This is a genomic window from Plantimonas leprariae (genome assembly GCF_008802405.1).
Classification (GTDB): Bacteria; Pseudomonadota; Alphaproteobacteria; order Rhizobiales; family Rhizobiaceae; genus Plantimonas; species Plantimonas leprariae.
Window position 1 is genome coordinate 113438 of record NZ_VZDO01000013.1, and the last position, 23273, is coordinate 136710.

The 23273-nt window shown below is 69.0% G+C and carries 21 protein-coding genes; 11 read left to right on the forward strand and 10 right to left on the reverse strand.

Annotated features, from left to right (window positions below; translation table 11 throughout):
- The first annotated feature begins 93 nt into the window (after window positions 1–93).
- On the forward strand, window positions 94–1146 hold the full coding sequence (locus F6X38_RS15945) for a LacI family DNA-binding transcriptional regulator (protein ID WP_150971307.1): 1053 nt from the start codon (window positions 94–96) through the stop codon (window positions 1144–1146).
- On the opposite strand, the gene F6X38_RS15950 is transcribed toward F6X38_RS15945, so the two are convergent.
- A complete protein-coding gene (locus tag F6X38_RS15950; RefSeq protein WP_150971309.1) occupies window positions 1143–2192 on the reverse strand; it encodes an LLM class flavin-dependent oxidoreductase in 1050 nt (349 codons plus the stop codon). The two genes, F6X38_RS15945 and F6X38_RS15950, sit on opposite strands and share 4 nt — an antisense overlap.
- A 281-nt stretch (window positions 2193–2473) precedes the next feature.
- On the opposite strand from F6X38_RS15950, the gene F6X38_RS15955 reads away from it, so the two are divergent.
- Complete coding sequence (locus tag F6X38_RS15955) at window positions 2474–3439, forward strand: aldo/keto reductase (protein ID WP_150971311.1); 966 nt, start codon at window positions 2474–2476, stop codon at window positions 3437–3439.
- 36 nt (window positions 3440–3475) lie between these two features.
- On the opposite strand, the gene F6X38_RS15960 is transcribed toward F6X38_RS15955, so the two are convergent.
- The 8 genes from F6X38_RS15960 to F6X38_RS15995 all read right to left on the reverse strand — a co-directional run bounded on the left by F6X38_RS15960 (window position 3476) and on the right by F6X38_RS15995 (window position 11391).
- Complete coding sequence (locus tag F6X38_RS15960) at window positions 3476–3721, reverse strand: hypothetical protein (RefSeq protein ID WP_150971312.1); 246 nt, start codon at window positions 3719–3721, stop codon at window positions 3476–3478.
- A gap of 96 nt (window positions 3722–3817) precedes the next feature.
- Window positions 3818–4513, reverse strand: coding sequence for an urea ABC transporter ATP-binding subunit UrtE (urtE, locus tag F6X38_RS15965; RefSeq protein WP_150971313.1), 696 nt, complete (start codon window positions 4511–4513; stop codon window positions 3818–3820).
- 4 nt (window positions 4514–4517) lie between these two features.
- On the reverse strand, window positions 4518–5300 hold the full coding sequence (urtD, locus tag F6X38_RS15970) for an urea ABC transporter ATP-binding protein UrtD (protein ID WP_150971394.1): 783 nt from the start codon (window positions 5298–5300) through the stop codon (window positions 4518–4520).
- A 65-nt stretch (window positions 5301–5365) separates the two neighbouring features.
- Window positions 5366–6523, reverse strand: a complete 1158-nt coding sequence (gene urtC, locus F6X38_RS15975; RefSeq protein WP_150971315.1) for an urea ABC transporter permease subunit UrtC — start codon at window positions 6521–6523, stop codon at window positions 5366–5368.
- Complete coding sequence (gene urtB / locus F6X38_RS15980) at window positions 6520–8151, reverse strand: urea ABC transporter permease subunit UrtB (RefSeq protein ID WP_150971317.1); 1632 nt, start codon at window positions 8149–8151, stop codon at window positions 6520–6522. Before urtB ends, urtC begins: the two co-directional genes overlap by 4 nt.
- 112 nt (window positions 8152–8263) lie before the next feature.
- Window positions 8264–9526 carry an urea ABC transporter substrate-binding protein gene (gene urtA / locus F6X38_RS15985; protein ID WP_425482872.1) on the reverse strand — a complete coding sequence of 421 codons (1263 nt, stop codon included), beginning with the start codon at window positions 9524–9526 and terminating at the stop codon, window positions 8264–8266.
- Between the two features lie 256 nt (window positions 9527–9782).
- Window positions 9783–10688 (reverse strand): class A beta-lactamase, encoded by a 906-nt coding sequence (gene bla, locus F6X38_RS15990; RefSeq protein WP_150971321.1) that lies wholly within the window; start codon window positions 10686–10688, stop codon window positions 9783–9785.
- Window positions 10689–10833: 145 nt separating this feature from the next.
- Window positions 10834–11391, reverse strand: coding sequence for a carboxymuconolactone decarboxylase family protein (locus F6X38_RS15995; protein WP_150971323.1), 558 nt, complete (start codon window positions 11389–11391; stop codon window positions 10834–10836).
- A gap of 238 nt (window positions 11392–11629) precedes the next feature.
- On the opposite strand from F6X38_RS15995, the gene F6X38_RS16000 reads away from it, so the two are divergent.
- The 6 genes from F6X38_RS16000 (at window position 11630) to F6X38_RS16025 (ending at window position 19571) form a co-directional block, all read left to right on the forward strand.
- A complete protein-coding gene (locus F6X38_RS16000) occupies window positions 11630–12397 on the forward strand; it encodes a helix-turn-helix domain-containing protein (protein WP_150971396.1) in 768 nt (255 codons plus the stop codon).
- A 147-nt stretch (window positions 12398–12544) separates the two neighbouring features.
- On the forward strand, window positions 12545–13588 hold the full coding sequence (locus tag F6X38_RS16005; RefSeq protein ID WP_150971325.1) for an ABC transporter substrate-binding protein: 1044 nt from the start codon (window positions 12545–12547) through the stop codon (window positions 13586–13588).
- On the forward strand, window positions 13575–15113 hold the full coding sequence (locus tag F6X38_RS16010) for a GGDEF domain-containing protein (RefSeq protein WP_150971327.1): 1539 nt from the start codon (window positions 13575–13577) through the stop codon (window positions 15111–15113). Before F6X38_RS16005 ends, F6X38_RS16010 begins: the two co-directional genes overlap by 14 nt.
- Before the next feature lie 95 nt (window positions 15114–15208).
- On the forward strand, window positions 15209–15967 hold the full coding sequence (locus tag F6X38_RS16015; protein WP_150971329.1) for a histidine phosphatase family protein: 759 nt from the start codon (window positions 15209–15211) through the stop codon (window positions 15965–15967).
- Window positions 15964–16857, forward strand: a complete 894-nt coding sequence (locus F6X38_RS16020; protein ID WP_150971331.1) for an NAD(P)H-hydrate dehydratase — start codon at window positions 15964–15966, stop codon at window positions 16855–16857. Before F6X38_RS16015 ends, F6X38_RS16020 begins: the two co-directional genes overlap by 4 nt.
- A gap of 134 nt (window positions 16858–16991) precedes the next feature.
- Window positions 16992–19571 carry a bifunctional diguanylate cyclase/phosphodiesterase gene (locus F6X38_RS16025; protein WP_150971333.1) on the forward strand — a complete coding sequence of 860 codons (2580 nt, stop codon included), beginning with the start codon at window positions 16992–16994 and terminating at the stop codon, window positions 19569–19571.
- A 20-nt stretch (window positions 19572–19591) separates the two neighbouring features.
- Here the strand turns inward: F6X38_RS16025 and F6X38_RS16030 are convergent, their stop codons facing one another.
- Window positions 19592–20470 carry a hypothetical protein gene (locus tag F6X38_RS16030; protein ID WP_150971335.1) on the reverse strand — a complete coding sequence of 293 codons (879 nt, stop codon included), beginning with the start codon at window positions 20468–20470 and terminating at the stop codon, window positions 19592–19594.
- Window positions 20471–20714: 244 nt separating this feature from the next.
- Here F6X38_RS16030 and F6X38_RS16035 point away from each other — a divergent pair, with 244 nt between their 5' ends.
- Genes F6X38_RS16035 through F6X38_RS16045 form a run of 3 tightly spaced genes read left to right on the forward strand, consistent with a single transcriptional unit; the run spans window position 20715 to window position 23271 of the window.
- Complete coding sequence (locus F6X38_RS16035) at window positions 20715–21302, forward strand: thioredoxin family protein (protein WP_150971337.1); 588 nt, start codon at window positions 20715–20717, stop codon at window positions 21300–21302.
- An 11-nt stretch (window positions 21303–21313) separates the two neighbouring features.
- Entirely contained in the window at window positions 21314–22945 is a 1632-nt protein-coding gene (locus F6X38_RS16040; protein WP_150971339.1) for an FAD-binding protein, read from the forward strand.
- Window positions 22942–23271 carry a 4Fe-4S dicluster domain-containing protein gene (locus F6X38_RS16045; RefSeq protein WP_150971341.1) on the forward strand — a complete coding sequence of 110 codons (330 nt, stop codon included), beginning with the start codon at window positions 22942–22944 and terminating at the stop codon, window positions 23269–23271. Before F6X38_RS16040 ends, F6X38_RS16045 begins: the two co-directional genes overlap by 4 nt.
- The last annotated feature ends 2 nt before the right edge of the window (window positions 23272–23273 follow it).

Sequence of the window (23273 nt, forward strand, 5' to 3'; positions counted from 1 at the left end):
CGTTTGCGAAAGCAAGCACGAAAGCGCTACGCTGCCGGCTCGTTTGGGGGTGTTCTGTCGGATGCGGTCGGCTAATCGGTTCGGTGCGAACCCATGACAACCATTCGGGACGTCGCAAAGGCGGCCGGCGTGTCGACCGCCACCGTGTCGGCGGTGGTCAACAGTTCGGCTTTCGTCAGCGACGAATTGCGCGCCCGCGTCGTCGCGGCGATCGAAGCGCTCGAATACGCGCCTTCGTCCGCGGCGCAGAGCTTGAAGCGCGGCCGCAGCCAGCTGATCGCGATGGTGGTCGCCGATCTCGCCAACCCCTTCTTCCACCGCATCGTCTGCGTGGCGGAGGCGGCCGTCGCCGCCTGGGGCTTCTCGCTCGTCGTCTTCAACAGCGACGAGAAGCCGGACGCCGAGCGGCGCATCATCGAGCGCGTGCACGCGCTCGGCTGCGACGGCATGATCCTGGTGCCGGTCGGGGAGCCGAGCCAGTACCGGCGGCGGCGGAACGACGCCAAGCGGATGCCGACGCTGCTGTTCGGGCGGATCGTCAGCGACGACACGTTCGACACGGTGACGATCGACAATCTCGCCGCGGGCCGCGAGGTCACGAACTATCTGCTCGACCTCGGCCACCGCCGGATCGGCTCGATCACCGGGCCGCTCCACCTGACGACCGCGCGGGAACGGCTGGAAGGTATGCGGCAGGCTCTCGGCGCGCGCCGGCTTTCCCTCGATCCCGCCCGGCTGCGCTCGGGCGAGTTCCGCGAGGACGCCGCCTATTCCGCGGCCCTGCAACTTCTCGGCGCGCCGGATCGGCCGAGCGGCCTCTACGTCGCCAACGGACTGATGGCGCTCGGCGTCATGCGGGCGCTGGCGGATCTCGGTCTCAGATGTCCGACCGACATCTCGATCGTCTCGACCGACACGATTCCCGGCATCGGGGGCCTGCGTCCGCGGCTGACGCGGACCGAGCACCCGGCGGCCGAGATGACGAACGAGGCCGTGCGGCTCTTGGTCGACCGGATCACGCGCAACAAGTCGGCCCCGCCGCGCAACGTCATCTTCCAGCCCGCCCTGATGGTCGGCGACAGCTGCGCGCCGTTCGAAGCCGGGACGCCGGAACGGTCGGGAGCGCCGCTGAAGGAGGCAGGCTAGCCGCGAGCCGGGAGCTGCCGGTCGGTTTCGCGCCGCCAGCCGAGTGCGGGCGCGACGTGTTTCAGGACGGCGTCGATGACATGGGCGTTGTAGGCGACGCCGAGCTGGTTCGGCACCGTCAACAGCAGCGTGTCGGCTTCCCTGATCGCCTCGTCGGCCTTGAGCTGCTCCACCAGCCGGTCGGGCTCGGCGGCGTAGGAGCGGCCGAACACGGCGCGCATGTTGTCGATGATCCCGATCTGGTCGCCGCCGTCGCCGCCGCCGAAATAGGCCCGGTCCTCGTCGTTCACGAGCGCGAAGATCGAGCGCGACACCGACACGCGCGGCTCCCTCGCGTGGCCGGCCTCCCGCCACGCGTCGCGATAGGCGCGGATCTGCTTCGCCTGCTGGACATGGAACGGCTCGCCGCTTTCGTCGGCCTTCAAGGTCGAGCTCTGCAGGTTCATGCCCGCTTTCGCCGCCCAGACCGCGGTGGCGTTCGAGGCCGAGCCCCACCAGATGCGGTCCCGAAGTCCCTCCGAGTGCGGCTCGATGCGAAGCAGGCCCGGCGGGTTCGGGAACATCGGGCGCGGGTTCGGCTCCGCGAAGCCCTCGCCCTTGAGGACGTCGAGGAACACCTCGGCGTGACGGCGGCCCATGTCGGCGTCGGACTCTCCCTCGGCCGGCGCGTAGCCGAAATAGCGCCAGCCCTCGATCACCTGCTCAGGGGAGCCGCGGCTGATGCCGAGCTGCAGCCGCCCGCCCGAGATGAGGTCGGCCGCGCCCGCATCCTCGGCCATGTAGAGCGGGTTCTCGTAGCGCATGTCGATGACGCCGGTGCCGATCTCGATCCGGTCCGTCTTCGCGCCGACCGCGGCCAGCAGCGGAAACGGCGAGGCGAGCTGCTGGGCGAAATGGTGGACGCGGAAGTAGGCGCCGTCCGCCCCGAGCTCCTCGGCCGCGACGGCGAGATCGATCGATTGGAGCAGTACGTCCGCCGCCGAGCGGGTGCCCGAGCGCCGCGAGGGCGACCAATGCCCGAACGACAGGAAGCCGATCTTCTTCATGGAGCATCTCCCGTTCGGAACTCGTCCGCTTGCCTGGCCCGGAGATACGACGTCGAGCCCTTCCGCATAACATCGGCCGGCGGCGAATGAGCGTTCGAATTTCCTGAACGACGCCCGTTCGCTCGGGCCCGATCCTCTCGCACCCCTGCCGCCGTTCGGCGGTGCCGGAACCGGCACTTCTCCGTCCGGCGAGGCTGACGTTCGTTTCCGGCGCCCTATCACTTCACCGGGGCCGGCACGCCTCGCTCCGCCTCAGAGCCACGTTTCCACAGGACGACCCGATGACAGCCATGAAGACGGCGCCCCGCTTGCCCTTCGCGGTTCCCGCCTTGTGCTTTGGAACCTCGGGTCTCGGCGACATGCCGGACACCTATGGATACGCGGTCGGCGAGGCGCGGGCCGATGCGACGCTGGCGGCGATCTTCGCCGAGCGGCCCGCCTTCCTCGACACGTCGCGCATCTACGGCATGGGCCGGAGCGAGGAGCGGATCGGCAAGGCGATCAAGTCGCTCGGCGGCCTGCCAGAGGGAAGCATCATCTCGACGAAGCTCGACCGCGACTTCGAGACCGGGCGGTTCGACGGCGAGCGGGCCCGGCGCTCGCTCGAGGAAAGCCTGACGGCGCTCGGTCTCGACCGGATCCAGATCATGCATCTCCACGATCCGGAACATTGCTGGGATCTCGGCGAGGTGACGGGCAAGGGCGGGGCGCTGGAGGCCCTCGTCCGGATGAAGGAGGAAGGTCTCGTCGAGGCCATCGGTCTGGCGATGGGCAAGGTGCCGCTGATGCGCCGGCTCCTCGGCGATTGGGAGTTCGACGCGATCATCAGCCACAACCGCTTCACGCTTCTGAACCGCGAGGCCGACGAGCTGTTCGACGAGGCGCACGGCCAAGGCACCGCCGTGTTCAACGCCGCGCCCTACAGCAGCGGCATCCTGGCGAAAGGATCCGGCCAGACCAGGCTCATCGCCTATCACGAAGCGAGCGAGGCGCAGTTGGAGGTCGTGCGCCGGATCGAGGCGATCTGCGAGCGTCACGGCATCGCGATGGGTGCCGCGGCCCTGCAGTTCTCGATGCGCGACAGCCGCGTCACGAGCACGATCTGCGGCGTGACCAAGCCCGAGCGCGTGGCGGAAACCAACGCCTGGGCCGAGGCGGAGATACCGGCGGAAGCCTGGGACGAGCTGATGGCGCTGCCGTTCAGCAAGGAGGATCCGGAAGCGTCGCGCGTCTACCGGCCCGGCTGAGGCAGTCTCCCGAACCGGGCCGAGACGGACGCCCCGTCACTCGTCCTGGAACTCCTTGCCGACTTCGCCGAACCTGGCGAGCAGCTTCGGCTCCTGAACGACCTCGCCGGTGTCGGTGTCGACCGCCATGGTCAGCGCGACGACGCCGGCGAACTTCTCGGCATCGCGTTCGGCCCGCGCCACCGCCTCGGCTTCCGTCCGGTACTCGACGGAGCGGCCGGCGGTCAGCTTCCTGCCGCGCCGCTCGAACTGCTGGACGATGAACAGCGTCTTCTCGGGCATCGGCAATTTCTCGTCACGTGCGCCGGCGGCGACGTCTCCTTCGCCTGACAGATGGAGTCGGCGTCCCGGTCCGACAGGGGCCGGCGTGCCGCACCATCACACCGTCAGGTGGCGGCGCACCTCCGGCCGGTCGAGGTCCGCGGCCGCGCCGGAGAAGACGATCTCGCCGCGGTCCATGACGTAGACCCGGTCGGCGAGCTCGCGGCAGAAATCGAGATATTGCTCGACGAGGAGGATCGCCATGCCGGCCTCCTCCTTCAGGAAGCGGATGGCGCGGCCGATATCCTTGATGATCGAGGGCTGGATGCCCTCGGTCGGCTCGTCGAGGACGAGGAGGCGCGGACGCGTGACGAGGGCGCGGCCGATCGCGAGCTGCTGCTGCTGGCCGCCGGAAAGGTCGCCGCCGCGCCGCCCGAGCATGTTTCTCAGCACCGGAAACAGTTCGAACACGTGGTCGGGGATCGTCCTGTCCGCCGCCTTCAGCGGCGCGAAGCCGGTCTGGAGGTTCTCCTTGACGGTGAGGAGCGGGAAGATTTCCCGCCCCTGCGGCACGAAGCCGATGCCGCGCCGGGCGCGCGCATAGGGCGCCTCGCGGCCGAGCGCCCGGCCGTCCAGCGCGATCTCGCCGGCGCGGATCGGCGCCTGTCCGACGACGGCGCGCATCAGGCTGGTCTTGCCGACGCCGTTCCGCCCGAGGACGCAGGTGATCTCGCCCTTCCGCGTTTCCATCGAGACGCCGCGCAGCGCCTGCGCCGCGCCGTAGAAGAGATCGATTCCCGAGACGTTCAGCACCGGCTCATCTCCCGAGATAGACCTCGACGACGCGCGGGTCGGCGCTGACCGCGTCGAGCGGGCCTTCCGCCAGCACGGCGCCCTCGTGCAGGCAGGTCACCTTGACGCCGAGCGCGCGGACGAAATGCATGTCGTGCTCGACGACCACGACCGACCGTGTCTCGGCGATCTCGCCGAGGAGCCGTGCGGTCTCTTCGGTTTCTGCGTCCGTCATGCCCGCCACCGGCTCGTCGATCAGGAGGAGCTGCGGGTCCTGCGCGAGGAGCATCGCGATCTCCAGCCATTGCTTCTGGCCGTGGCTGAGGTCGGCGGCTCGCGCGTTCCGCCGGTGGGTGAGGCGCGTGGCGGTGAGGATGTCGTCGCGCCGCCGGCGCTCGTCCGAGGTGCGGCGATGGAACAGCGCACCGAAGACGCTGCGCGAACCGGCGAGCGCGAGGCGGAGATTGTCCTCCACGGTGTGGCTCTCGAAGACCGTCGGCTTCTGGAACTTCCGGCCGATGCCCATCGAGGCGATGGCCGCCTCGTCGTGGCGCGTCAGGTCGGTCTCGCCGGCGAAATACACCTCGCCCGCGTCCGGCCGGGTCTTGCCGGTGATGATGTCCATCATCGTGGTCTTGCCGGCGCCGTTCGGGCCGATGATCGCCCGCATCTCGCCGCGCTGGAGGACGAGGCTGAGATTGTCGATCGCCTTGAACCCGTCGAAGCTCTTGGTGACACCGTCGAGGTAGAGGAGCGTGTCGCGCCGCGGGGAGGGGGCCGCCGCGCGGTTCCGCTCGCGCTCCGCCATCGCGGTCGCCCAAGGGTGCGGCGAGACGATCGGGCGTTCGAGGGCTTGCGTTCCGTGCACCGCCTTCACTCCGCCGGGTTCGCGGCCGCTGCGCCCGGGCCGTCGCCGATGCCCTTCTCGGCGGCTCGCGCGAAGCGCCGCTCGCGAAGCACGCCCCAGCCGTACCCGAGCGTGCCGACGATGCCGCGCGGCAGGAACAGGGTGACGAGCACGAAGAGGGCGCCGAGCGCGAAGAGCCAGTATTCCGGCGCGGCGGCCGTGAAGACGCTCTTGCCGGCGTTGACGACGAGCGCGCCGACGATCGGGCCGAGCAGCGTGCCGCGCCCGCCGACCGCGGCCCAGATCACGATCTCGATCGAGTTCACCGGCGCGAACTCGCCCGGATTGATGATGCCGACCTGCGGCACATAGAGCGCCCCGGCGACGCCCGCCATCATCGCCGAGACGGTGAAGGCGAAGAGCTTCACGTGCTCGGGCCGCCAGCCGAGGAAGCGCGTGCGGCTCTCAGCATCGCGCACCGCGATCATCAACAGCCCCAGCCGCGAGCGCGTGATCGCGCCGACCACGACGACGCCGAGGGCGAGCGCCACGCAGGTCGCGGCGAAGAGGGCGCGGCGCGTCGAGCCGCTGGCGATCGGGAACCCGAGGATGTCCTTGAAGTCGGTGAGGCCGTTGTTGCCGCCGAAGCCGAGGTCGTTCTGGAAGAAGGCGAGCATCAGCGCGTAGGTCATCGCCTGGGTGATGATCGAGAGATAGACGCCGGTGACGCGGGAGCGGAACGCGAACCAGCCGAAGACCAGCGCGAGCAGGCCGGGCGCGGCGAGCACCATCAGGGCGGCGACGGGGAAGCGGTCGAGGCCCTGCCAGAACCAGGGCAGCTCGTGCCAGTTCAGGAACACCATGAAGTCCGGCAGCACCGGATTGCCGTAGACGCCGCGCCCGCCGATCTGGCGCATCAGGTACATGCCCATCGCATAGCCACCGAGCGCGAAGAACGCGCCGTGGCCGAGGCTGAGGATGCCGATGGTGCCCCAGACGAGGTCGAGGCTGAGCGCCAGGAGGGCGTAGGCAAGATACTTGCCGAAGAGCGGCACCGCATAGTCCGGCAGATGGAACGGGCTGGCGGGATCGAGACCGTTGAGGAACGGCACCAGCACCGCCGCGAGGAGAATCGCGGCGACGATCCACCAGACGCGGTGCCCGAGGTGCTTCGCGAAGATCATGCCTCGACGAACCTCCCTTTCAGGGCGAAGAGGCCGCGCGGCCGCTTCTGGATGAAGAGGATGATGAGGACGAGCACGGCGATCTTGCCGATGACCGCGCCGGCGAAGGGCTCCAGGAACTTGTTGACGACGCCGAGCGTCATCGCGCCGACGAGCGTGCCCCAGAGGTTGCCAACGCCGCCGAACACCACGACCATGAATGAGTCGATGATGTAACCCTGGCCGAGGTCCGGCGAGACGTTGTCGATCTGGCTGAGCGCGACGCCGGCGATGCCGGCGATGCCCGATCCGAGGGCGAAGGTCATCGCGTCGACCCAGGGCGTGCGGATGCCCATCGCGGCGGCCATCCGCCGGTTCTGCGTCACCGCCCGCATGCGGAGGCCGAGCGAGGTGCGGTTCAGGACGGCGAGGAGCCCGGCGAACAGGCCGAGCGCGAAGACGATGATCCAGAGCCGGTTCCAGGTCACCTGCATCATGCCGACCTCGAAGGCGCCGCTCATCCAGGCCGGGTTGCCGACCTCGCGGTTGGTCGGGCCAAACAGGGTGCGGACCGCCTGCTGCAGGATCAGCGACACGCCATAGGTGGCGAGCAGCGTTTCCAGCGGCCGCCCGTAGAGGAAGCGGATCAGGCCGCGCTCGATCACGAGGCCGGCGAAGCCCGCCACGAGAAAGGCGAGTGGCAGCGTGATCGCCAGCGACCAGTCGAAGAGCTGCGGGGCGTGCGTGCGGATCAGCTCCTGCACCGCGAAGGTCGTGTAGGCGCCGAGCATCACCATCTCGCCATGCGCCATGTTGATGACGCCCATGACGCCGAAGGTGATCGCGAGGCCGATCGCGGCGAGAAGCAGCACCGAGCCGAGCGACAGGCCGTACCAGACGTTCTGGCCCGCACCCCACAGCGCGATGCGCTGCTGAATCGCGGCGGCACCGTCATTCGCGGCCTTGGCGAGGGCGGGATCGGGGGAGGCGGCAAGCGCGGTGAGGGCGACCAGCGCCGCCCGGTCGCCGCGTGCCGCGACGGTCTTCGCGGCCGCGAGCTTCTCGCCCGGCGGCCGGTCGGATTTCAGCATCGCGCCGGCGCGGGCCTCTTCCAGACGCGACCTGATCGCCGGATCGCCTTCCTTGGCGATCATGCCGTCCAGCATCTCGATCTGCTCGGGCGCGGCGTTGGCGAAGAGGCCGGTCGCGGCGCTCAGCCGGCGCGCGGGATCGGGCGAGGACAGGGTCAGGCTGCCGAGCGCCGCGTTGACGCTCGTGCGGATCGAGTTCTTGATCCGCACCTTCTCCAGCGCCGCCTTCGCTTCCGTGCCGGCCGCCTCGCCGGTCAGCGGATCGAAGGTCTGGAGCGCGGAGCCGGAGCCCCGCGCGATCAGCACCGCCCCATCGGTCTTGCGGAAGTAGAGCTCGCCATCGGCGAGCGCGCGCAGCGTCGTCGCGGCGCTGGGGTCGCCGGTCGCGGCGAGAGCCTTCACGGTCGCCTCGGTCTCATCGAAGCTCTTCTTGCCGGCGAAGTCCGCGACGACCGCGCGCGGATCGCCGCCTTGCGCGAAGGCGGCCGGCGCCGTCGCGGCGAGGAGGATCAGGCCGGCGAAAAGCCGCAGGAGAAGCGTCGACAGGCGTGAGGGCATGGGTTCCGTCGCGATCGGAAGGAAGCGGGGCGGCCGGGAGGAGGAGCCGCCCCGCGCTATGCCGGCACCGGGGAGGAGCGGCGGCGCGGCAATGGCTGTCAGGCGTCGCGGGTCAGTTCGAGGAGGCCGCCTTCTCGCCCGCGCCGCCGCACTTGCCAGTCGCCGTGTTGAAGTTGCCGCAGTTCATCGGCTTCCTCCAGTCCGAGATCAGCGGCGCGGATTCCGGCAGGTAGTCGGACCACTCGTCGCCGAGCACGAGGCCGGGCGTCTCGTAGACGGTCTGGAACTGGCCGTCGTCCTGGATCTCGCCGATCAGGACGGGCTTGGTGATGTGGTGGTTGGCGCCCATCGAGGAATAGCCGCCGGACAGGTTCGGCACCGACACGCCGACCATCGCGTCGATCACCGCGTCCGGATCGGTGGTGCCGGCCTTCTCGACCGCCTTCACCCACATGTTGAAGCCGATGTAGTGCGCCTCCATCGGGTCGTTGGTGACGCGCTTGTCGTTCTTGATGAAAGCGTGCCAGGTCTTGATGAACTCCGCGTTCTCCGGCGTGTCGACCGACTGGAAGTAGTTCCAGGCGGCGAGGTGGCCGACGAGCGGCTTGGTGTCGATGCCGGCCAGCTCCTCCTCGCCGACCGAGAAGGCCATCACGGGCACGTCCTCGGCCGAAACGCCCTGGTTGGCGAGTTCCTTGTAGAAGGGCACGTTGGCGTCGCCGTTGACGGTCGAGACGACGGCGGTCTTCTTGCCGGCCGCGCCGAAGTCCTTGATGGCGGAGACCTCGGTCTGCCAGTCGGAGAATCCGAACGGCGTGTAGTTGACCTTGATGTCGGCCGCCGCGACGCCCTTCGACTTGAGATACGCTTCGAGGATCTTGTTGGTGGTCCGCGGATAGACGTAGTCGGTGCCTTCCAGCACCCAGCGCTGGACGCCCTCGTTCATCAGGTAGTCGACCGCCGGGATGGCCTGCTGGTTCGGCGCGGCGCCGGTGTAGAAGACGTTGCGCTCCGACTCCTCACCCTCGTACTGGACGGGGTAGAACAGGATCGAGTTCAGCTCCTTGAAGACGGGCAGGACGGATTTCCGCGAAACGGACGTCCAGCAGCCGAACGTGGCGGCGACCTTGTCCTGCGCGACGAGCTGGCGGGCCTTCTCGGCGAAGAGCGGCCAGTCGGACGCCGGGTCGACCACGACGGCTTCGAGCTTCTTGCCGAGAAGACCGCCCTTCTTGTTCTGCTCGTCGATGAGCATCAGCATGGCATCCTTCAGCGTCGTCTCGGAGATCGCCATCGTGCCGGACAGCGAATGAAGGATGCCGACCTTGATCGTGTCGCCCGATGCGTCCTCGGCGAAAGCCGCGCTCGCCATCATGGACGAAAGCACCGCCGCTCCGAGAATCCCGAGATGCCGCCACTTCATCGCCGTGCCCCTTTCCGTGCTCGCCGAGCCGCCTCTCGCGGCTCCCGGACAGATCGCAGCAAACTTCATGCCAACCGCGGCGAAGCTCGGTCGACAGATCGCCAGCAGGGCGGCGAACGTGCTCCTGCGCCCTTCTCGGACGAACCACTGCTCACTCTTTAAGCACTGATGACAGCATAGGCAGAGCGGCGACTCCCGTGCGAGCCGCTCAAGGTGCCAGGTCCTTCACGAGCGCGGCACCGACTTCGGCGACGACGGCGTTGCGCCCGTCGAGGTCGAGCGTCGTGTCGGTGAGGTAGACCGCGGCGACGATCGGGCCCCGCGTCGCGGCTTCACCGGTTTTCGGCCAGACGACCGCGATGACGCTGCGCGAGCCGTATGCGCCGGCACCGGTGCGGTCGGCGATGCGCCAGCCTTCCGGCAGGCTGGCGCGCAGGAGCGGCCCGCCGACCTTGTCGGCGACGAGCCAGGTTTCGAGCTGCCGTCGCGAGGGCTCCGACAGCGCGTCGCCGAGCATCAGCTTGCGGAGGCTGGCGGCGGCCGCATCCGGGCTCGTCGTGTCGCGCACTTCGCCGGGGCCGACATCGTTGAGCGCCGGCTCGGTGCGGTCGAGGCGCGTCGTCCCGTCGCCGATGCGGCGCATGAAACCGGTCAGCGCCGCCGGGCCGCCGGTGTGCGCCAGAATGAAGTTCCCGGCGCTGTTGTCGCTCGTCGCCGTCGCCGCGTCGCAGAGTTCTAGGAGCGACATGCCTTCGCCGCCGGTGCGGGTCTTGGTGATCGGCGAATACTCCTCGAGGTCGCGCGCCTCGAAGCGCACGCGCTGCTTCGCGTCGACCTCTCCCTTGTCGGCGAGATCGAGAAGGTGGGCGCAGGCGAAGGCCTTGAAGGTGCTGGTGATCGGGAAGCGTTCGCCGCCGCGATGCGACCAGGCGGCGCCGCTCGCGGTATCGACGACGCTGACGCCGAGGCGGCCGCCGGTCCGCTTCTCCAGCGCCGCGACCGTCCCGGCGAGCGCGTCGCCGAGCTTCGGCTCGGCTGCGGCCGGCCGCTCCGCAACGAACAGCCCGAGGCAGGCGAGAAGAACCAGCGCGCCGCGGCGCATCGTGTTCGGCATGAATCGAATCCCGTTCGGTCCGAGGTCTGTCACGGCTGCCGCTTCTGCCACCGTTCACCCGCCGGGCGCCAGCCGGCCAGCCCGCTTCGGAACGGACCGGCCGGGTCGCTCCTGTTCTTGCGCGGCCGTCCGCGCCGCGCCGGCGTCACGCGCCTCCCGCGCTCCAGGCATGCGGCCGGAACTCGGCTTCGAGCGGCGGCTCGGTCAGGCTGGCGGTGTAGTTCGTGATCGTGGAAGCCGCCACCACCGCGACGACCTCGAGAAGATGCTCCGGTCCGAAACCTTCGATCAGGAACATCCCTCGATCCTCGCCGGAAATGCGGCCGCGCTTCTCGATCAGCGTCTTCGCAAGCCGCGAGAGCGCCGCGAGCTTCGGATCCTTCGGCGTCCGCCCGCTCCGGATGGCTTCAACGTCGTCGGCGTCGATGCCCTGCTGCAGCGCGAGGAACGAGTGGAACGCGACGGCCCATTCGGCCCGGTTGGTGACGGCGTTGGTGAGAAGCAGCGTCTGGATCTCCCGCTCGCTGAAGCTGCCGCCATGGACGTTGTCGAACAGGCCGACGAGGCTGTCGATCAGGACCGGCGAGGTCGACATCGCCGCCGCTATGTTGGGCACGAAGCCGAAGGCCGATTGCAGGGCCTGTAACGCCGGCCTGGACTTTTCCGGCGCGGTGTCGAGCGAATGGATGGGGAAGATGTGCATGTTCCGTATCCCGATGTGATGCCGGTGGATCGGTTCGATCCCAGCGCTGAGCAGGGTCACGGAACCGCCGAGCGGGAATGATCGCAATTACCTCGGAAGTCATTGTCCTGAGGCGCTCGCTTGCATAAGCCAATCCGCGCGGCCTGCGGTCGTGCATGACGAGGCGTCGTTCCGGCGCGGGAGGAGTGCTGTGCTTGTCGGTCGGGATCGCGGGAACGGGAGCGGCAACCTCGGCGCGATGCTGCGCGACTGGCGCTCGGTTCGCGGCAAGAGCCAACTCGACCTCGCCCTCGATGCCGGCACCTCGCAGCGGCACGTCAGCTTCATCGAAAGCGGCCGGAGCACGCCGGGACGCGAGAAGCTGCTGGCCATCGCCGAAGCGCTCGACGTCCCCTTCCGGGAACGCAACGCGCTGCTCGTCGCCGCCGGCTACGCACCCGTCTATCCCGAAGACGGCTGGAACGAGCCGCAGATGCGCAGCATCACCGCTGCGGTCGGTCGCATGCTCAGGCAGCAGGAACCCTTTCCCGCGGTCTTGATGGACCGCTACTGGAACGTCGTCGCCGCGAACGACGCGGCCCCGAAATTCTTCGGCAAGTTCGTCGATCTGGCTGCGAGGGCCGGTCCGCGCAACATCCTGCACCTGATGTTCGACCCGGCCGGAATGCGCCCGTTCGTCCGCGACTGGAAGCGCGCGGAAAAGGCCCTTCTCGGCCGGGTGCGCCGCGAGGCCGTCGGCCATTTCGCCGACGAGCGCACCCGCGAGCTCGTCGACGCGCTCATGGCCTATCCGGGGGTGGCCGCGGAAGGCCGGCCGGAAACCGGCGGCGAGAGCCTGCCGATGATCCCGCTGAGTTTCGAGCGGGACGGCCTCGTCCTCAACTATTTCTCGATGATCTCGACCGTCGGGACGCCGACGACGGTCACGGCGCAGGAATTGCGCCTGGAATGCATGTTCCCCGCGGACGAGGCGACCGAACGGCATCACCTCGCGCTCATGGAATGATCCCCATGCCGCGAACCGATGCGCTGGCGCAGACGTTTGGATGCTGGATCGGTGATGATGCTGCGGACGGCAGGCCGGGCGAGGGGCGGTTCAACCAATCTTCATTCCTGATGCGCAAGATGGCGGCGCTCCGGAGCGAGGATCGCCATGCTGGACCGCCTGCGCCTTTCCGCCATCGTTCTTCTCGTCCTCTCCCCGCTTGCCGCGAAGGCGGAAACGCTGAACCTCCTGACCTGGGAGAAATACATCTCGCCGCGCGTTCTCGACGCCTGGCGAACGGAAACGGACTCCGAAATCCGGCAGATCTATTTCGACAGCGCCGAAGGCCGCGACCGTATCCTTTCCGACGGCAACAGCGAGATCGATCTCGCGATCCTGAACGAGAACGCGACGAAGCTTTTCCGCAACAAGGGCATGCTGCAGGAAATCTCGGCGGCGAGCGTTCCCGCGATCGGCTATTCCGTGCCCCGCTGGCGCGAGCGCTGCTCGGGCTACGGCATGCCCTACTTCTGGGGAACGCTCGGCATCGTCTACCGAGCGGACAAGACGGCGACGCCTCCGACGTCCTGGGCGGATCTCATGCAGCCCGCCGCCGAGCTTGCCGGCCACATCGCGATGATGGGCGGTTCGGACGATCTTCTCACGCCGACCCTGATCCTTGCGGGCAAGTCGGTCAACACCCAGAGCGAAGCCGATCTCAAGGCCGCCTATGCGAGCCTTCGCAAGCAGGCGCCCGCGGTGCGCACCTACGATTACGTCGTCACCTCCCTGCAGAACGAGGCGATCGGCCCCGAACTCTTCATGGCCCTGGCCTACAGCGGCGACCAGTTCGTGCTGAAGGGCATGGACGGGCACGACTGGCGCTATGCGCTACCCAAGGAAGGCTCGGTTCTCTGGGTGGACTGCATGGCGGTCACCGCCGCATCGCCGCGCCGCGCGCTCGCCCTCCGCTTTCTCGATTTCCTGAACCGGCCCGAAATCTCGGCGATGAACGCCGCCGACCTCACCATGCCGACGACGAACGCCGCCGCCATGCCGCTCTTGCCCGCCGCCATGCGCGAGGATGCGGCGATCTTCCCGGAACAGGCGCTGATCGACAACAGCCATTTCTACGAGGAGAACAGCGCGGCGGTGGTGCAGACCCGCAAGCGCATGCTCCATTCGCTTCTCAGCTTCCATGACGCTCGGTAGACGCGCGCTCCTCGTCATCTTCCCGGTCGTCCTCCTCAGCAATCTGGCTGTCGGCCTCGGCGTCTACTCGACGCAGAAGCGATTGATCGAGGACTCGGAGGCGACCCGCTTCGAGACCCGCATGGACTCCCTCGCCACGGCGTTCGGGTCGGAGCTGGAGTTCACCCGCAACCTCGTTTTCGCGATGATCAGCGGCGGCGCGGCGCGCAGCTACCTGCGCGAGCCGAACGCGGAGTTCCAGATCGCCGGGATCGGCGTGAAGCTGCAGGACGGCATCGCCTTCTTCTCGGGCAGCCGGGACCGCCTCGTCTCCTTCGCGATCATCGCTCCCGGCGGCGACGTCGCCTACTACTTCGAGAACGGCGAGGACCCGTTCAGCGAGATCCGTCCCGAGCAACTGGCGCTGGCGAACGCGATACGGGCGGCCGGCCGGTCGACCTCCGACGACTACCTGGAAGCGGCGGACGGCGCCCTGGTCGTTCATTCGCAACTGCTGGACAAGACGACGTTCGAGGCGCCGATCGCGACGCAGCGGGATGCCGCCTACGTGCTGCAGGCCGCCGTGCGGCCGGCCGGCTTCGCCGCCGCCCGGCAGGAGATCGAGGCCGACTACGGCACGCGCGTGAAGGTCGCGCCGTCGACCGCCCCGACGGCCTCCGCCGACGCAACCGCGACGCGGGATCTGACGTCCGGCCTCGTTCTCAGCGGCTCGATGCCGGACGCCTATCTCGACGGCCGGCTCCGTCGTCTCGCGCTGATCCTCGCCGGTGGCAGCGCTGCGCTCAGCCTCCTGTCGATCGCGATCCTCCTCTGGCTGATCCGTCGCAACGTGACCGGGCCGATCGTGGCGCTCGAACGGGAGGTCAAGGAGGTGATCGAGGGCCGCCGCGAGACGCTGGCGGCGCTTCGCCAGGGCGGCGAGATCGGCGGCCTAGCGCGGAACATCAAGTCGCTGCACGACAAGACGCTCGACGCGCTGCACGGCGTCCAGCGGATGTACTGGACCGATCCGCTGACGGGCATCAGCAACCGGCCGCATTTCAACCGGGTCGCCGAACAATGGGTCGACGCGATGCGCCAGGGCGAGGGCGATCTCGCGCTCCTGTTCGTCGATCTCGACAACTTCAAGCAGGTCAACGACACCTACGGCCATGCGGCGGGCGACGCCGTGCTGAAGGCCTTCTCGGCGCAAGCCGGTGCGTTGATCCGGCAGCGCTGCGATCGCGGCGAGGAGGCGCTTCTGGCGCGGCTTGCGGGCGACGAGTTCGCGATCCTGTACCGGACGGGTGCGGACGAGGCCAGCGTCCTCGCGGGAGAGATCGTCGCGCTGTTCGCCAAGGGCCTGCAGGTTCAGGCCTCCACCTATCCGGTCAGCGCCAGCATCGGGGTCGCCGTCGCGCCCGACTGCGCCGACGGTCTCGACGAACTGATCTCCTGCGCCGACGCTGCGATGTACGGTGCGAAAGCCGCCGGGCGGAACCGGTACTGCGTCGCTCCGGCGCCGCGATACGCCGTGGCGGTCTGACGCGTCGGGGCGTCCCGACGCCCGGAAGCCGACGATCCGGGGTGGAGCAGGCCCGGCGCCGCCCTATTCCTTGTCCCATCAAAGGCGGGACGGCGATGACGGCGCAATCAGCATGGCCTTCGAGGCTCTGGATCGTCAGGCACGGCGAGAGCCTCGGCAACGTCGCGCGGGAAGCGGCGATGGCCGGCGATCTCGCCCGGATCGACATCGCCGAGCGCGACATCGACGTTCCCTTGAGCCCACTCGGCGAGGAGCAGGCGCGCTCGGTCGGCCGATGGTTCGCCTCCCTCCCGGCCGATAGGCGGCCGGAGCACGTCCTGTCGTCGCCCTACCGGCGCGCCCGCCAGACCGCGGAACTGATCGCCGGGCAAGCCGGGCTGCCGCACGACGTCGCGATCGACGAGCGGCTGCGCGAGAAGGAGTTCGGCATCCTCGATCGTCTCACGACGAGGGGCATCCTGGAGCTTCACCCCGAGCAGGCCGAGTTCCGCCGGCTGCTCGGCAAGTTCTACCACCGGCCGCCGGGCGGCGAGAGCTGGTGCGACGTGGTTCTCCGCCTGCGCAGTCTCATGGACACGATCGGCCTGCATTATGGCGACCGGCGCGTCCTGATCGTCTGCCACCAGGTCGTGGTGCTCTGCCTGCGCTACATCGTGGAAACCCTCGACGAGGAGCGGATCCTCGCGATCGACCGCGAAGGCGACGTCGCGAACGGCGCCGTCACCGAATACGAAGCGGACCGGAGCGGCGAGATCGAGCGTCTCGCTCTCCGGCGCTACAACTTCGTCGCGCCGCTCGAGGAACAGGATACGCCCGTGACCGCCGAGCCCGACGCGAACGTGGCCGCGCGATGACGACGCACCTTCCGATCGATCACGCCTTCCTACGATCCTCGCCGCTGCCGAGCCATGCCGATGCGGACGACAAGAACGCGCGCGGCTCGGTGCTGGTCGTGGCCGGCAGCTCGGAGGTTCCGGGGGCGGCGCTCCTGGCCGCGACCGCGGCGCTGCGGGCCGGCGCCGGCAAGCTGCAGATCGCCGCCGTCCGGTCGGTGGCGCCGTATCTGGCGATCGCCGCACCGGAAGCGCTTGTCCTCGCGCTGCCCGAAACGCCGGACGGCGAGATCGATCCGGCATGCGCGCCGCAACTTCAGGACAATGCCTCGAAGGCGCGGGCCGTTCTCGTCGGACCCGGGATGACGGACGAGGAGTCGGCGCACCGCCTCGTGCTCGCGCTTCTGGCCTGTTCGCCTGAAACCTCGTTCGTTCTCGACGCCGCGGCCGTGACGAGCTTCAAGGACGACAAGGCGACGCTCCTGACCCACAAGGGACGGATCGCGATGACGCCGCATGCCGGGGAGATGGCGACATTCCTCGGCATCGATCGGGACGAAGTATCCGCCAACCCCGTCGAGGCGGGCCAGCGGGCGGCCGACAGCACGGGCAGCGTCGTCGCGATGAAGGGGACCAGCACCTTCGTCTGCGACCCGGATGCAGGTCCCTGGCTCTGCGAGGGTGGCGGCATCGGCCTGGCGACGTCGGGCTCCGGCGACGTTCTCGCCGGCATCGTCGCCGGTCTCCTGGCGCGGGGCGCGACGCCGCTGCTGGCGACGCAATGGGGCGTCTTCCTCCACGCCGAGGCCGGGCGCCGGCTGGCGCGGACGGTCGGCAAGGTCGGCTACCTCGCCCGCGAGCTGCCGGGCGAGATCCCGGCCATTCTCCAGGAGCACAGCCCGGCGATCTGACGGCCGGATGCCGTAGCCTCGCGGCGATATGACCGCGAAACCGCGCGGGATTAACCGTTCGATCAGGCCGTTTGATCGCTTTTGATTCAGAGGCTTGTGCGATTGTTGCGGAGGTTTCGGAGCCTTCGCACCGCATGCGTCAATCGGCCAGCGAGTTTCTGGGTAAGGGTGGGCAGCGGCGCGTCGTCGGCTCGCTCGTCGCGATGCTGCTCGCCGCGGGCGTCCTCGTCGTCGTCTTCGCCCTCTACAACGCCCGCAGCCAGAACCGCCTCGCGGTCGAGGCATCAACCAAGCTCGCCGAAACCGCGCTCGACGTGAAGCAGCGCGAGATCGCGCGCAACCTGAAGGACTATTCGGAGCGCGCCGACATCCGCGCCCACCTCAGCGAGCGGGTCGATCTGGACTGGGCGGCCGCGGACGGCAATCTCGGCCCGAACATCTTCGCCAGCCTCGGCTACGAGATGGCGTTCGTCCTGACGCCGGACCTGACGACGCGATACGCGATGATCGACGGCAGGCACGTCGCCGCCAACGCCTTCGGGATCATCCCCAACGGCTTGAACGAACTCCTCCGGCGCGCCGCCGCGCAGACTTTTCCAGCTGTCGGGATGCTTCGGTCCGGGCGCACCATCTGGCTCGTCGCGGCCGGGGCGATCCACCCGGGCGACGCCCAACCGAGCGGCGCGCAGGCGCCGTCCCCGGCGATGCTGCTTTTCGCCAAGCGGATCGACGGGCGCCTCCTGGCGAGGATCGGCAGCGACTATCTGCTGAACCGCTTCCGCCTCGTGACGGACGGCGACGACGATCTCGGCGCCGCGCTTCCGCTCTTCTCGCCATCGGCAAAGCTCATCGGCAAGGTCACGTGGATCCCGGAACGACCCGGTAGCCAGACCCTGCATGCGCTCCTGCCGCCGATGCTTGCGAGCTTCGGCGTGTTCGGCGTGATCGGCGCCTTCGCGCTGCGGTCCTCGCGGCGTTCGCATCGGGAGTTGCACGCCGCCGCCCGGACCATCGACAGCTATGCCGATACGCTCAAGCGCAGCGAAGCCCGGTTCCGCGACGTCGCCGAGGCGTCGTCGGACTGGATCTGGGAATCCGACAGCGCCATGCGGCTGACCTTCGTCTCGGCGCGGTTCGCGCAGGTGACCAGCCTCAGCGAGGAGGCCGTTCTCGGCACGGCGCTGGACGAATTCTTCCAAGTCGGCTCGACCGGTGGAGAATGGCCCCGCCCGGATGCCGCCGACCCGGCGGTCGCGTCCATCCGCGAGCTCCGCTGCACCTATACGGACGCGGCAGGACACCGGCGGATCGCGCGGCTGGCGGCCCGGCCCGTATTCGACGACGGCGGAGCCTGGACGGGCTATCGCGGCACGGCGACCGACATCACCCGCGAGGTGGAGGCGCAGGAGCAGGCGGCGCACCTGTCCCTCCATGATCCGCTGACCGGCCTGCCCAACCGGGCGCATTTCCAGACGCGCCTGCAGGAGGCATTCGAGCGGGACCGCCTCGGCCAGAGCCGCCTCGCGGTGCTGAGCATCGATCTCGACCACTTCAAGGAAGTGAACGACACGCTCGGGCATGCGGCCGGCGACGCCCTGCTCCTGGAGGTGGCGGAACGCCTGCAGGCCTGCCTCGGCGAGGGCGACACGGTCGCGCGGCTCGGCGGCGACGAATTCGCCGTGATCCAGAACGGCTTCAACCAGCCGCTCGACGCCCTGGCGCTCGCCCGCCGGCTGATCGCGGACCTCACCGCGCCGTACATCCTGGAAGGCCGCGAGAATCTTCTGGGAGCCAGCGTCGGCATCGCCTTCGTCGAGGAAGGGTTCGAAACGCCGAGCCGCGTCCTGAAGAACGCCGACATCGCCCTCTACAGCGCGAAGGAGAACGGCCGGGGCGTGGCGCGCGTCTTCGAGGCCCATATGGGAATGGAACGCGAAGCCCGCCGCCTGCTCGAGCAGGACCTGAAGCAGGCGTTGGCCGGAAGCGAATTCGAACTGCACTACCAGCCGCTGGTGGCGCTCGAGGACGAGCGGATCATCGGCGTCGAAGCGCTCGTGCGCTGGCGGCATCCGAGCCGCGGCCTGGTGCCGCCGAACGACTTCATTCCCCTGGCGGAAGAGACCGGGCTGATCCTGCCCATCGGCGAATGGGTCCTGCGCACCGCATGCCGGCAGGGGATGCAGTGGCCGGGGCTGACGGTCGCGGTCAACCTGTCGCCGGTGCAGTTCAAGCACCGGGACCTCGTCGCCATGGTCGGCGAGATCCTCGAGGAAACGGGTCTTCGGCCGGAAAGGCTCGAACTGGAGATCACGGAAGGCGTTCTGATGCACGACGGCGCGGCGGCGCGGGACACCCTGACGCGCCTGAAGGCGCTCGGCGTCCGCATCGCGATGGACGATTTCGGCACGGGCTATTCGTCGCTCGGCTACCTGAACTCCTTCCCGTTCGACAAGATCAAGATCGACAAGTCCTTCATCTCCGATCTGTCGGCGGAGAAGTCGAACGCCATCGTGCGCTCGGTGATCGGGCTCGGCCAGAGCCTCGACATGGTGACCATCGCGGAAGGGGTGGAAACCGCCGAGCAGGCGAGCTTTCTGCGCCGCGAGGGCTGCCAGCAGGTGCAGGGCTATCATTTCGGCCGGCCGGTGCCCGTCGCGCAACTGACCGAACTCGTCGCGACGGTCGTTCGGCCCTCGGCTCCGGCGGCAGCCTAGGGGGGCCGGGCGACTTCGCCTCAGAAATTCCCGGGATTTCCCGGCTGAACCACGCCGGTTCCATCGACGACGTCGTTCTTCATCCAGGAAATCTCACCGGATCGAGCGACGCGCGCGCCCCAGCATTCCGCGGGTGCCGAAGGATCGTAGCTGAAGCACAGCGTGTCGCCCTTCACGTTCCAGCGCCCGTCGTAGTTCGAGCCGCGCAGCGTCCCGTTCGGCAGGTAGAATTCGCGGTACGGCCCGGCGGCCGCCATTGTGCCCTGCACGGTGTTTCCAGAGATCATCTGCGAGATCTCCGCCCCGGTGAGGGAGCGGTAGTCCTCCGCCATTGTGGCCGATGCGGCCAGCAGCAGGGGAACGGCGACGATCGAACAGCGACGGAACATGATGGAAGCCTCGGCGATGCCATGCGTTTCGTCGCTTCGGGACGTCATTTCCGGCGACGACCGTTCAGCTAGCACGCGAGCCTTCCCTGGCGCTTGCTGGGCGCCCAGGAAGCGCGCGCTTTTCGGGCATTCGGCGATGGCCATGGATCGCCGGCGGCGGTGTGGAAAATGGCGCTGAGCGGCGGAGCGTTCGAAACGTGCCGCACTGCCTGTCGATGCGGCAGGAAATGCGCCGTAAAATCCTGAAAGTGCTGGAAGAATAGCCGCCCGATCACCATATGGAGAGTGTTCCCAGGAGGTAAAATGCTTACTCTTTCTGCGCGGGTCACACGCGGCCCGCACAAAGGTCGTCCGCTCGTGCTGGCGCGCAACCGCCGCGGCCGTTTCGTCACCGCGCCGGCCGAGGATTCGTCGCGGCGTTGCGAACACCGCAACGAGGAGGCGGCCGCGCGAGCCGTCTACGACGACGGTCATGGCGCATGGTTCAGCCTGGACGGCCGGGGCGGTCATGCCGCCTTCCACAAGCCGCGCCGCCCTCGATTTCGGGCAGCGAGATGACATGAAGCGGCCGGCACGGAGCGTCGGCGCAACTCGTCTTTCCTCGTCGCTGCTGTAGGTAGCGCCAATTACAGTTGACCGTCATCCGACGCCGGTTCCGCCGAAACGTTCGTTCCGATTTCCACCGTCAAACGCAAATTCATGCCTCTCAATAGTACACTATATAGATAGACAATTGGGGCATTGGAGGTTGTCGATGCCCAAGACCCAATCGAACCCGATCGCCCTCGGAACGCCGGCGGCCGATTTCACCCTGCCGGACGGTAACGGGCGCACGCATGCGCTGGCTTCGCTCGCAGGCCCCGATGCGCTGCTGGTCGCCTTCCTGTCGAACCGCTGCCCGTTCGTCGTCCTGATCCGCGAGGCTTTCGCCGCGTTCGCGGCGGAGTACGAAGCGCGGGGCCTGCAGGTCGTCGGCATCAACAGCAACGACGCGGAAGCGCATCCGGAGGAGCACGCCGCGCGCCTCGCGGAGGAGGCCGAGCGTTTCGGCTACGTCTTCCCGTACCTGAAGGACGAGCGGCAGGAAGCGGCGAAAGCCTACGGCGCCGCCTGCACGCCGGACTTCTTCCTGTTCGATCGCGACCGTCGCCTCGCCTATCACGGGCAGTTCGACGAGGCGCGGCCGGGCAACGGCAAGCCGGTGACGGGTGCGGACCTGCGCGCCGCGGTGGATGCCGTGCTGTCCGGCGGCGTCCCGAGCGTGCGGCAGACCCCGTCGATCGGCTGCAACATCAAGTGGACGCCGGGCAACGAGCCCGCCGCCTTCTCGACCGCCGCCTGAGCTTGGGTTTCATGCGCCGAACCGCAGGCAGCGCGTCGGCCGACGCCTTGCATCTCGAAGCCGACGTGCTCGTGCTCGGCGGCGGGCCTGCCGCCGCCTGGGCGGCGCTGGCGGCGGCGGAAGGCGGCGCGCGGGTCGTCCTCGCCGACAAGGGGTATCTCGGCACCAGCGGCGCGACCGCTCCGTCGAACACCGGGACCTGGTGCGTGCCGCCCGGCGATAACCGCGCCGAGGTCGTGGAAAAGCGCTGGCAGCGCACCGGCGGGCTCGCCGACCGGCGCTGGATGCTGCGCACCGTCGATCAGGCCTACGAAAACCTTCTGCAACTCGCCGAATGGGGCTACCCGTTCCCGAGCGAGGACGACGGCCGGCTCTACATCGCCAACCTCCGCGGCCCCGACTACATGCGCTTCATGCGCCGGCGGGTGCTCACCGCCGGCGTCACGGTGCTCGATCATCACCCGGCGCTGGAACTCCTGTCGGACGGCGAGGCGGTGACGGGCGCGACCGGGCTCGACCGGCAACGGCACCGCGACTGGCGCGTCGACGCGCGCGCCGTGGTGCTGGCGACCGGCGGCTGCGCCTTCGGCGAGCGCATCCTCGGCGCGACCGGCCTCACCGGCGACGGGGCGCTGATGGCAGCGGAAGCGGGCGCCTCGCTCTCCGGCATGGAGTTCACCGGCAAGTACACGATGGCGCCGCACGGCACCTCGCTGAACAAGGGCCTGCCGTTCCGCTGGGCATCGTTCTTCCGCGAGAACGGCGAGCCGCTCCTCGGCGTCGACGGCGAACCCCTGCGCAACGGCATCGGCTCGGCCGAGCGGGACGTCGCCGCGGCGCTGATCGAGGGGCCGGTCTATGCGCGGCTCGACCAGGCGGAACCCGCGCTCGCCGACTGGCTCCGGCGCGGCCAACCGAACTGCTTCGTGCCCTACGACAAGGCCGGCATCGATCCGTTCCGCGAGCTCTTCCGCGTCACCCTGAAGGCGGAAGGCACGGTGCGCGGCACCGGCGGCATCCGCGTCGCGACCGAGACCTGCGGTACCGACGTGCCGGCGCTGTTCGTCGCCGGCGATGCGGCGAGCCGCGAGCACCTCGCCGGCTCGTCGTCCGGCGGCGGCGCGATCAACTCGTCCTGGGCGCTCGCCAGCGGCTGGTGGGCCGGGCACGGCGCGGCCTCCCACGCCAAGCGCACCGGCCGCGCCTCGCCGTTCCGCAGCCGGTCGCGGCCGCTCGGGCGAGCGGGCCTGCGTCCGGCCGGACCATCGGCGGCCGGCCTCGAACCCGCCGAGATCGTGGCAGCGGTGCGGGCCGAGGTGACGCCGCTCGAGCGCAACTATTTCCGCGAGGGCGTGCGGCTGGCGGCGAGCCGGGAGCGGGTGGAAGCGGTCTGGCGCGAGGTGCGCGACCATCTCGCCGCCTCCGGCACCGATCGGCTGCGGGCCCGCGAGGCGGCATCGATCGTGGCGAATGCTCGCTGGTCGCTGGCGAGCGCTCTCGAGCGTCGCGAAAGCCGCGGCATGCACCGGCGCGAGGACTTTCCCGGCCAAGGCCCGGGTTTCGCACGAAGCATCCTCGTCTCCGGCCTCGACGCGGTCCGTCTTTCCGGCGACGAACCCGCCGCGCGGGAGCTCGCCTCGTGATCGAGATCGTCTCCGAGCGGCGCTGCATCGAGTGCGACATCTGCGTGCGGGTCTGTCCGGCGAACGTCTTCGACATGACGGACGGCGCGCCGCGCATCGCCCGGCAGGACGACTGCCAGACCTGCTTCCTGTGCGAGATCTACTGCCCGACCGACGCGCTGTTCGTCGCGGAGCGGGCGGACGGCCCGACCGGAATCACCGAGGCCGAGGTCGAGCGGCGGGGCGCTTTCGGCGCCTATGCCCGCGCGCTCGGCTGGAAGCGCGGCAAGGCGGGCGGCTCGGAGCTCGATCCGACCCACCGCATCCGCGTCGCGCAGAACCAATGAAC

What these genes read in the sequence shown, in the direction of transcription:
- F6X38_RS16000 (WP_150971396.1), top strand. Translation starts at nt 11,630, where the DNA reads ATGCTGCGCGACTGGCGCTCGGTTCGCGGCAAGAGCCAACTCGACCTC.
- F6X38_RS15960 (WP_150971312.1), bottom strand. Translation starts at nt 3,721, where the DNA reads ATGCCCGAGAAGACGCTGTTCATCGTCCAGCAGTTCGAGCGGCGCGGC.
- F6X38_RS16015 (WP_150971329.1), top strand. Translation starts at nt 15,209, where the DNA reads ATGACGGCGCAATCAGCATGGCCTTCGAGGCTCTGGATCGTCAGGCAC.
- F6X38_RS16005 (WP_150971325.1), top strand. Translation starts at nt 12,545, where the DNA reads ATGCTGGACCGCCTGCGCCTTTCCGCCATCGTTCTTCTCGTCCTCTCC.
- F6X38_RS15950 (WP_150971309.1), bottom strand. Translation starts at nt 2,192, where the DNA reads ATGAAGAAGATCGGCTTCCTGTCGTTCGGGCATTGGTCGCCCTCGCGG.
- urtC (WP_150971315.1), bottom strand. Translation starts at nt 6,523, where the DNA reads ATGATCTTCGCGAAGCACCTCGGGCACCGCGTCTGGTGGATCGTCGCC.
- F6X38_RS16020 (WP_150971331.1), top strand. Translation starts at nt 15,964, where the DNA reads ATGACGACGCACCTTCCGATCGATCACGCCTTCCTACGATCCTCGCCG.
- F6X38_RS16010 (WP_150971327.1), top strand. Translation starts at nt 13,575, where the DNA reads ATGACGCTCGGTAGACGCGCGCTCCTCGTCATCTTCCCGGTCGTCCTC.
- F6X38_RS15995 (WP_150971323.1), bottom strand. Translation starts at nt 11,391, where the DNA reads ATGCACATCTTCCCCATCCATTCGCTCGACACCGCGCCGGAAAAGTCC.
- urtD (WP_150971394.1), bottom strand. Translation starts at nt 5,300, where the DNA reads ATGGCGGAGCGCGAGCGGAACCGCGCGGCGGCCCCCTCCCCGCGGCGC.
- urtA (WP_425482872.1), bottom strand. Translation starts at nt 9,526, where the DNA reads ATGATGGCGAGCGCGGCTTTCGCCGAGGACGCATCGGGCGACACGATC.
- bla (WP_150971321.1), bottom strand. Translation starts at nt 10,688, where the DNA reads ATGCCGAACACGATGCGCCGCGGCGCGCTGGTTCTTCTCGCCTGCCTC.
- F6X38_RS16035 (WP_150971337.1), top strand. Translation starts at nt 20,715, where the DNA reads ATGCCCAAGACCCAATCGAACCCGATCGCCCTCGGAACGCCGGCGGCC.
- F6X38_RS16040 (WP_150971339.1), top strand. Translation starts at nt 21,314, where the DNA reads ATGCGCCGAACCGCAGGCAGCGCGTCGGCCGACGCCTTGCATCTCGAA.
- F6X38_RS15955 (WP_150971311.1), top strand. Translation starts at nt 2,474, where the DNA reads ATGACAGCCATGAAGACGGCGCCCCGCTTGCCCTTCGCGGTTCCCGCC.
- F6X38_RS16030 (WP_150971335.1), bottom strand. Translation starts at nt 20,470, where the DNA reads ATGACCGCCCCGGCCGTCCAGGCTGAACCATGCGCCATGACCGTCGTC.
- F6X38_RS15945 (WP_150971307.1), top strand. Translation starts at nt 94, where the DNA reads ATGACAACCATTCGGGACGTCGCAAAGGCGGCCGGCGTGTCGACCGCC.
- urtB (WP_150971317.1), bottom strand. Translation starts at nt 8,151, where the DNA reads ATGCCCTCACGCCTGTCGACGCTTCTCCTGCGGCTTTTCGCCGGCCTG.
- F6X38_RS16025 (WP_150971333.1), top strand. Translation starts at nt 16,992, where the DNA reads ATGCGTCAATCGGCCAGCGAGTTTCTGGGTAAGGGTGGGCAGCGGCGC.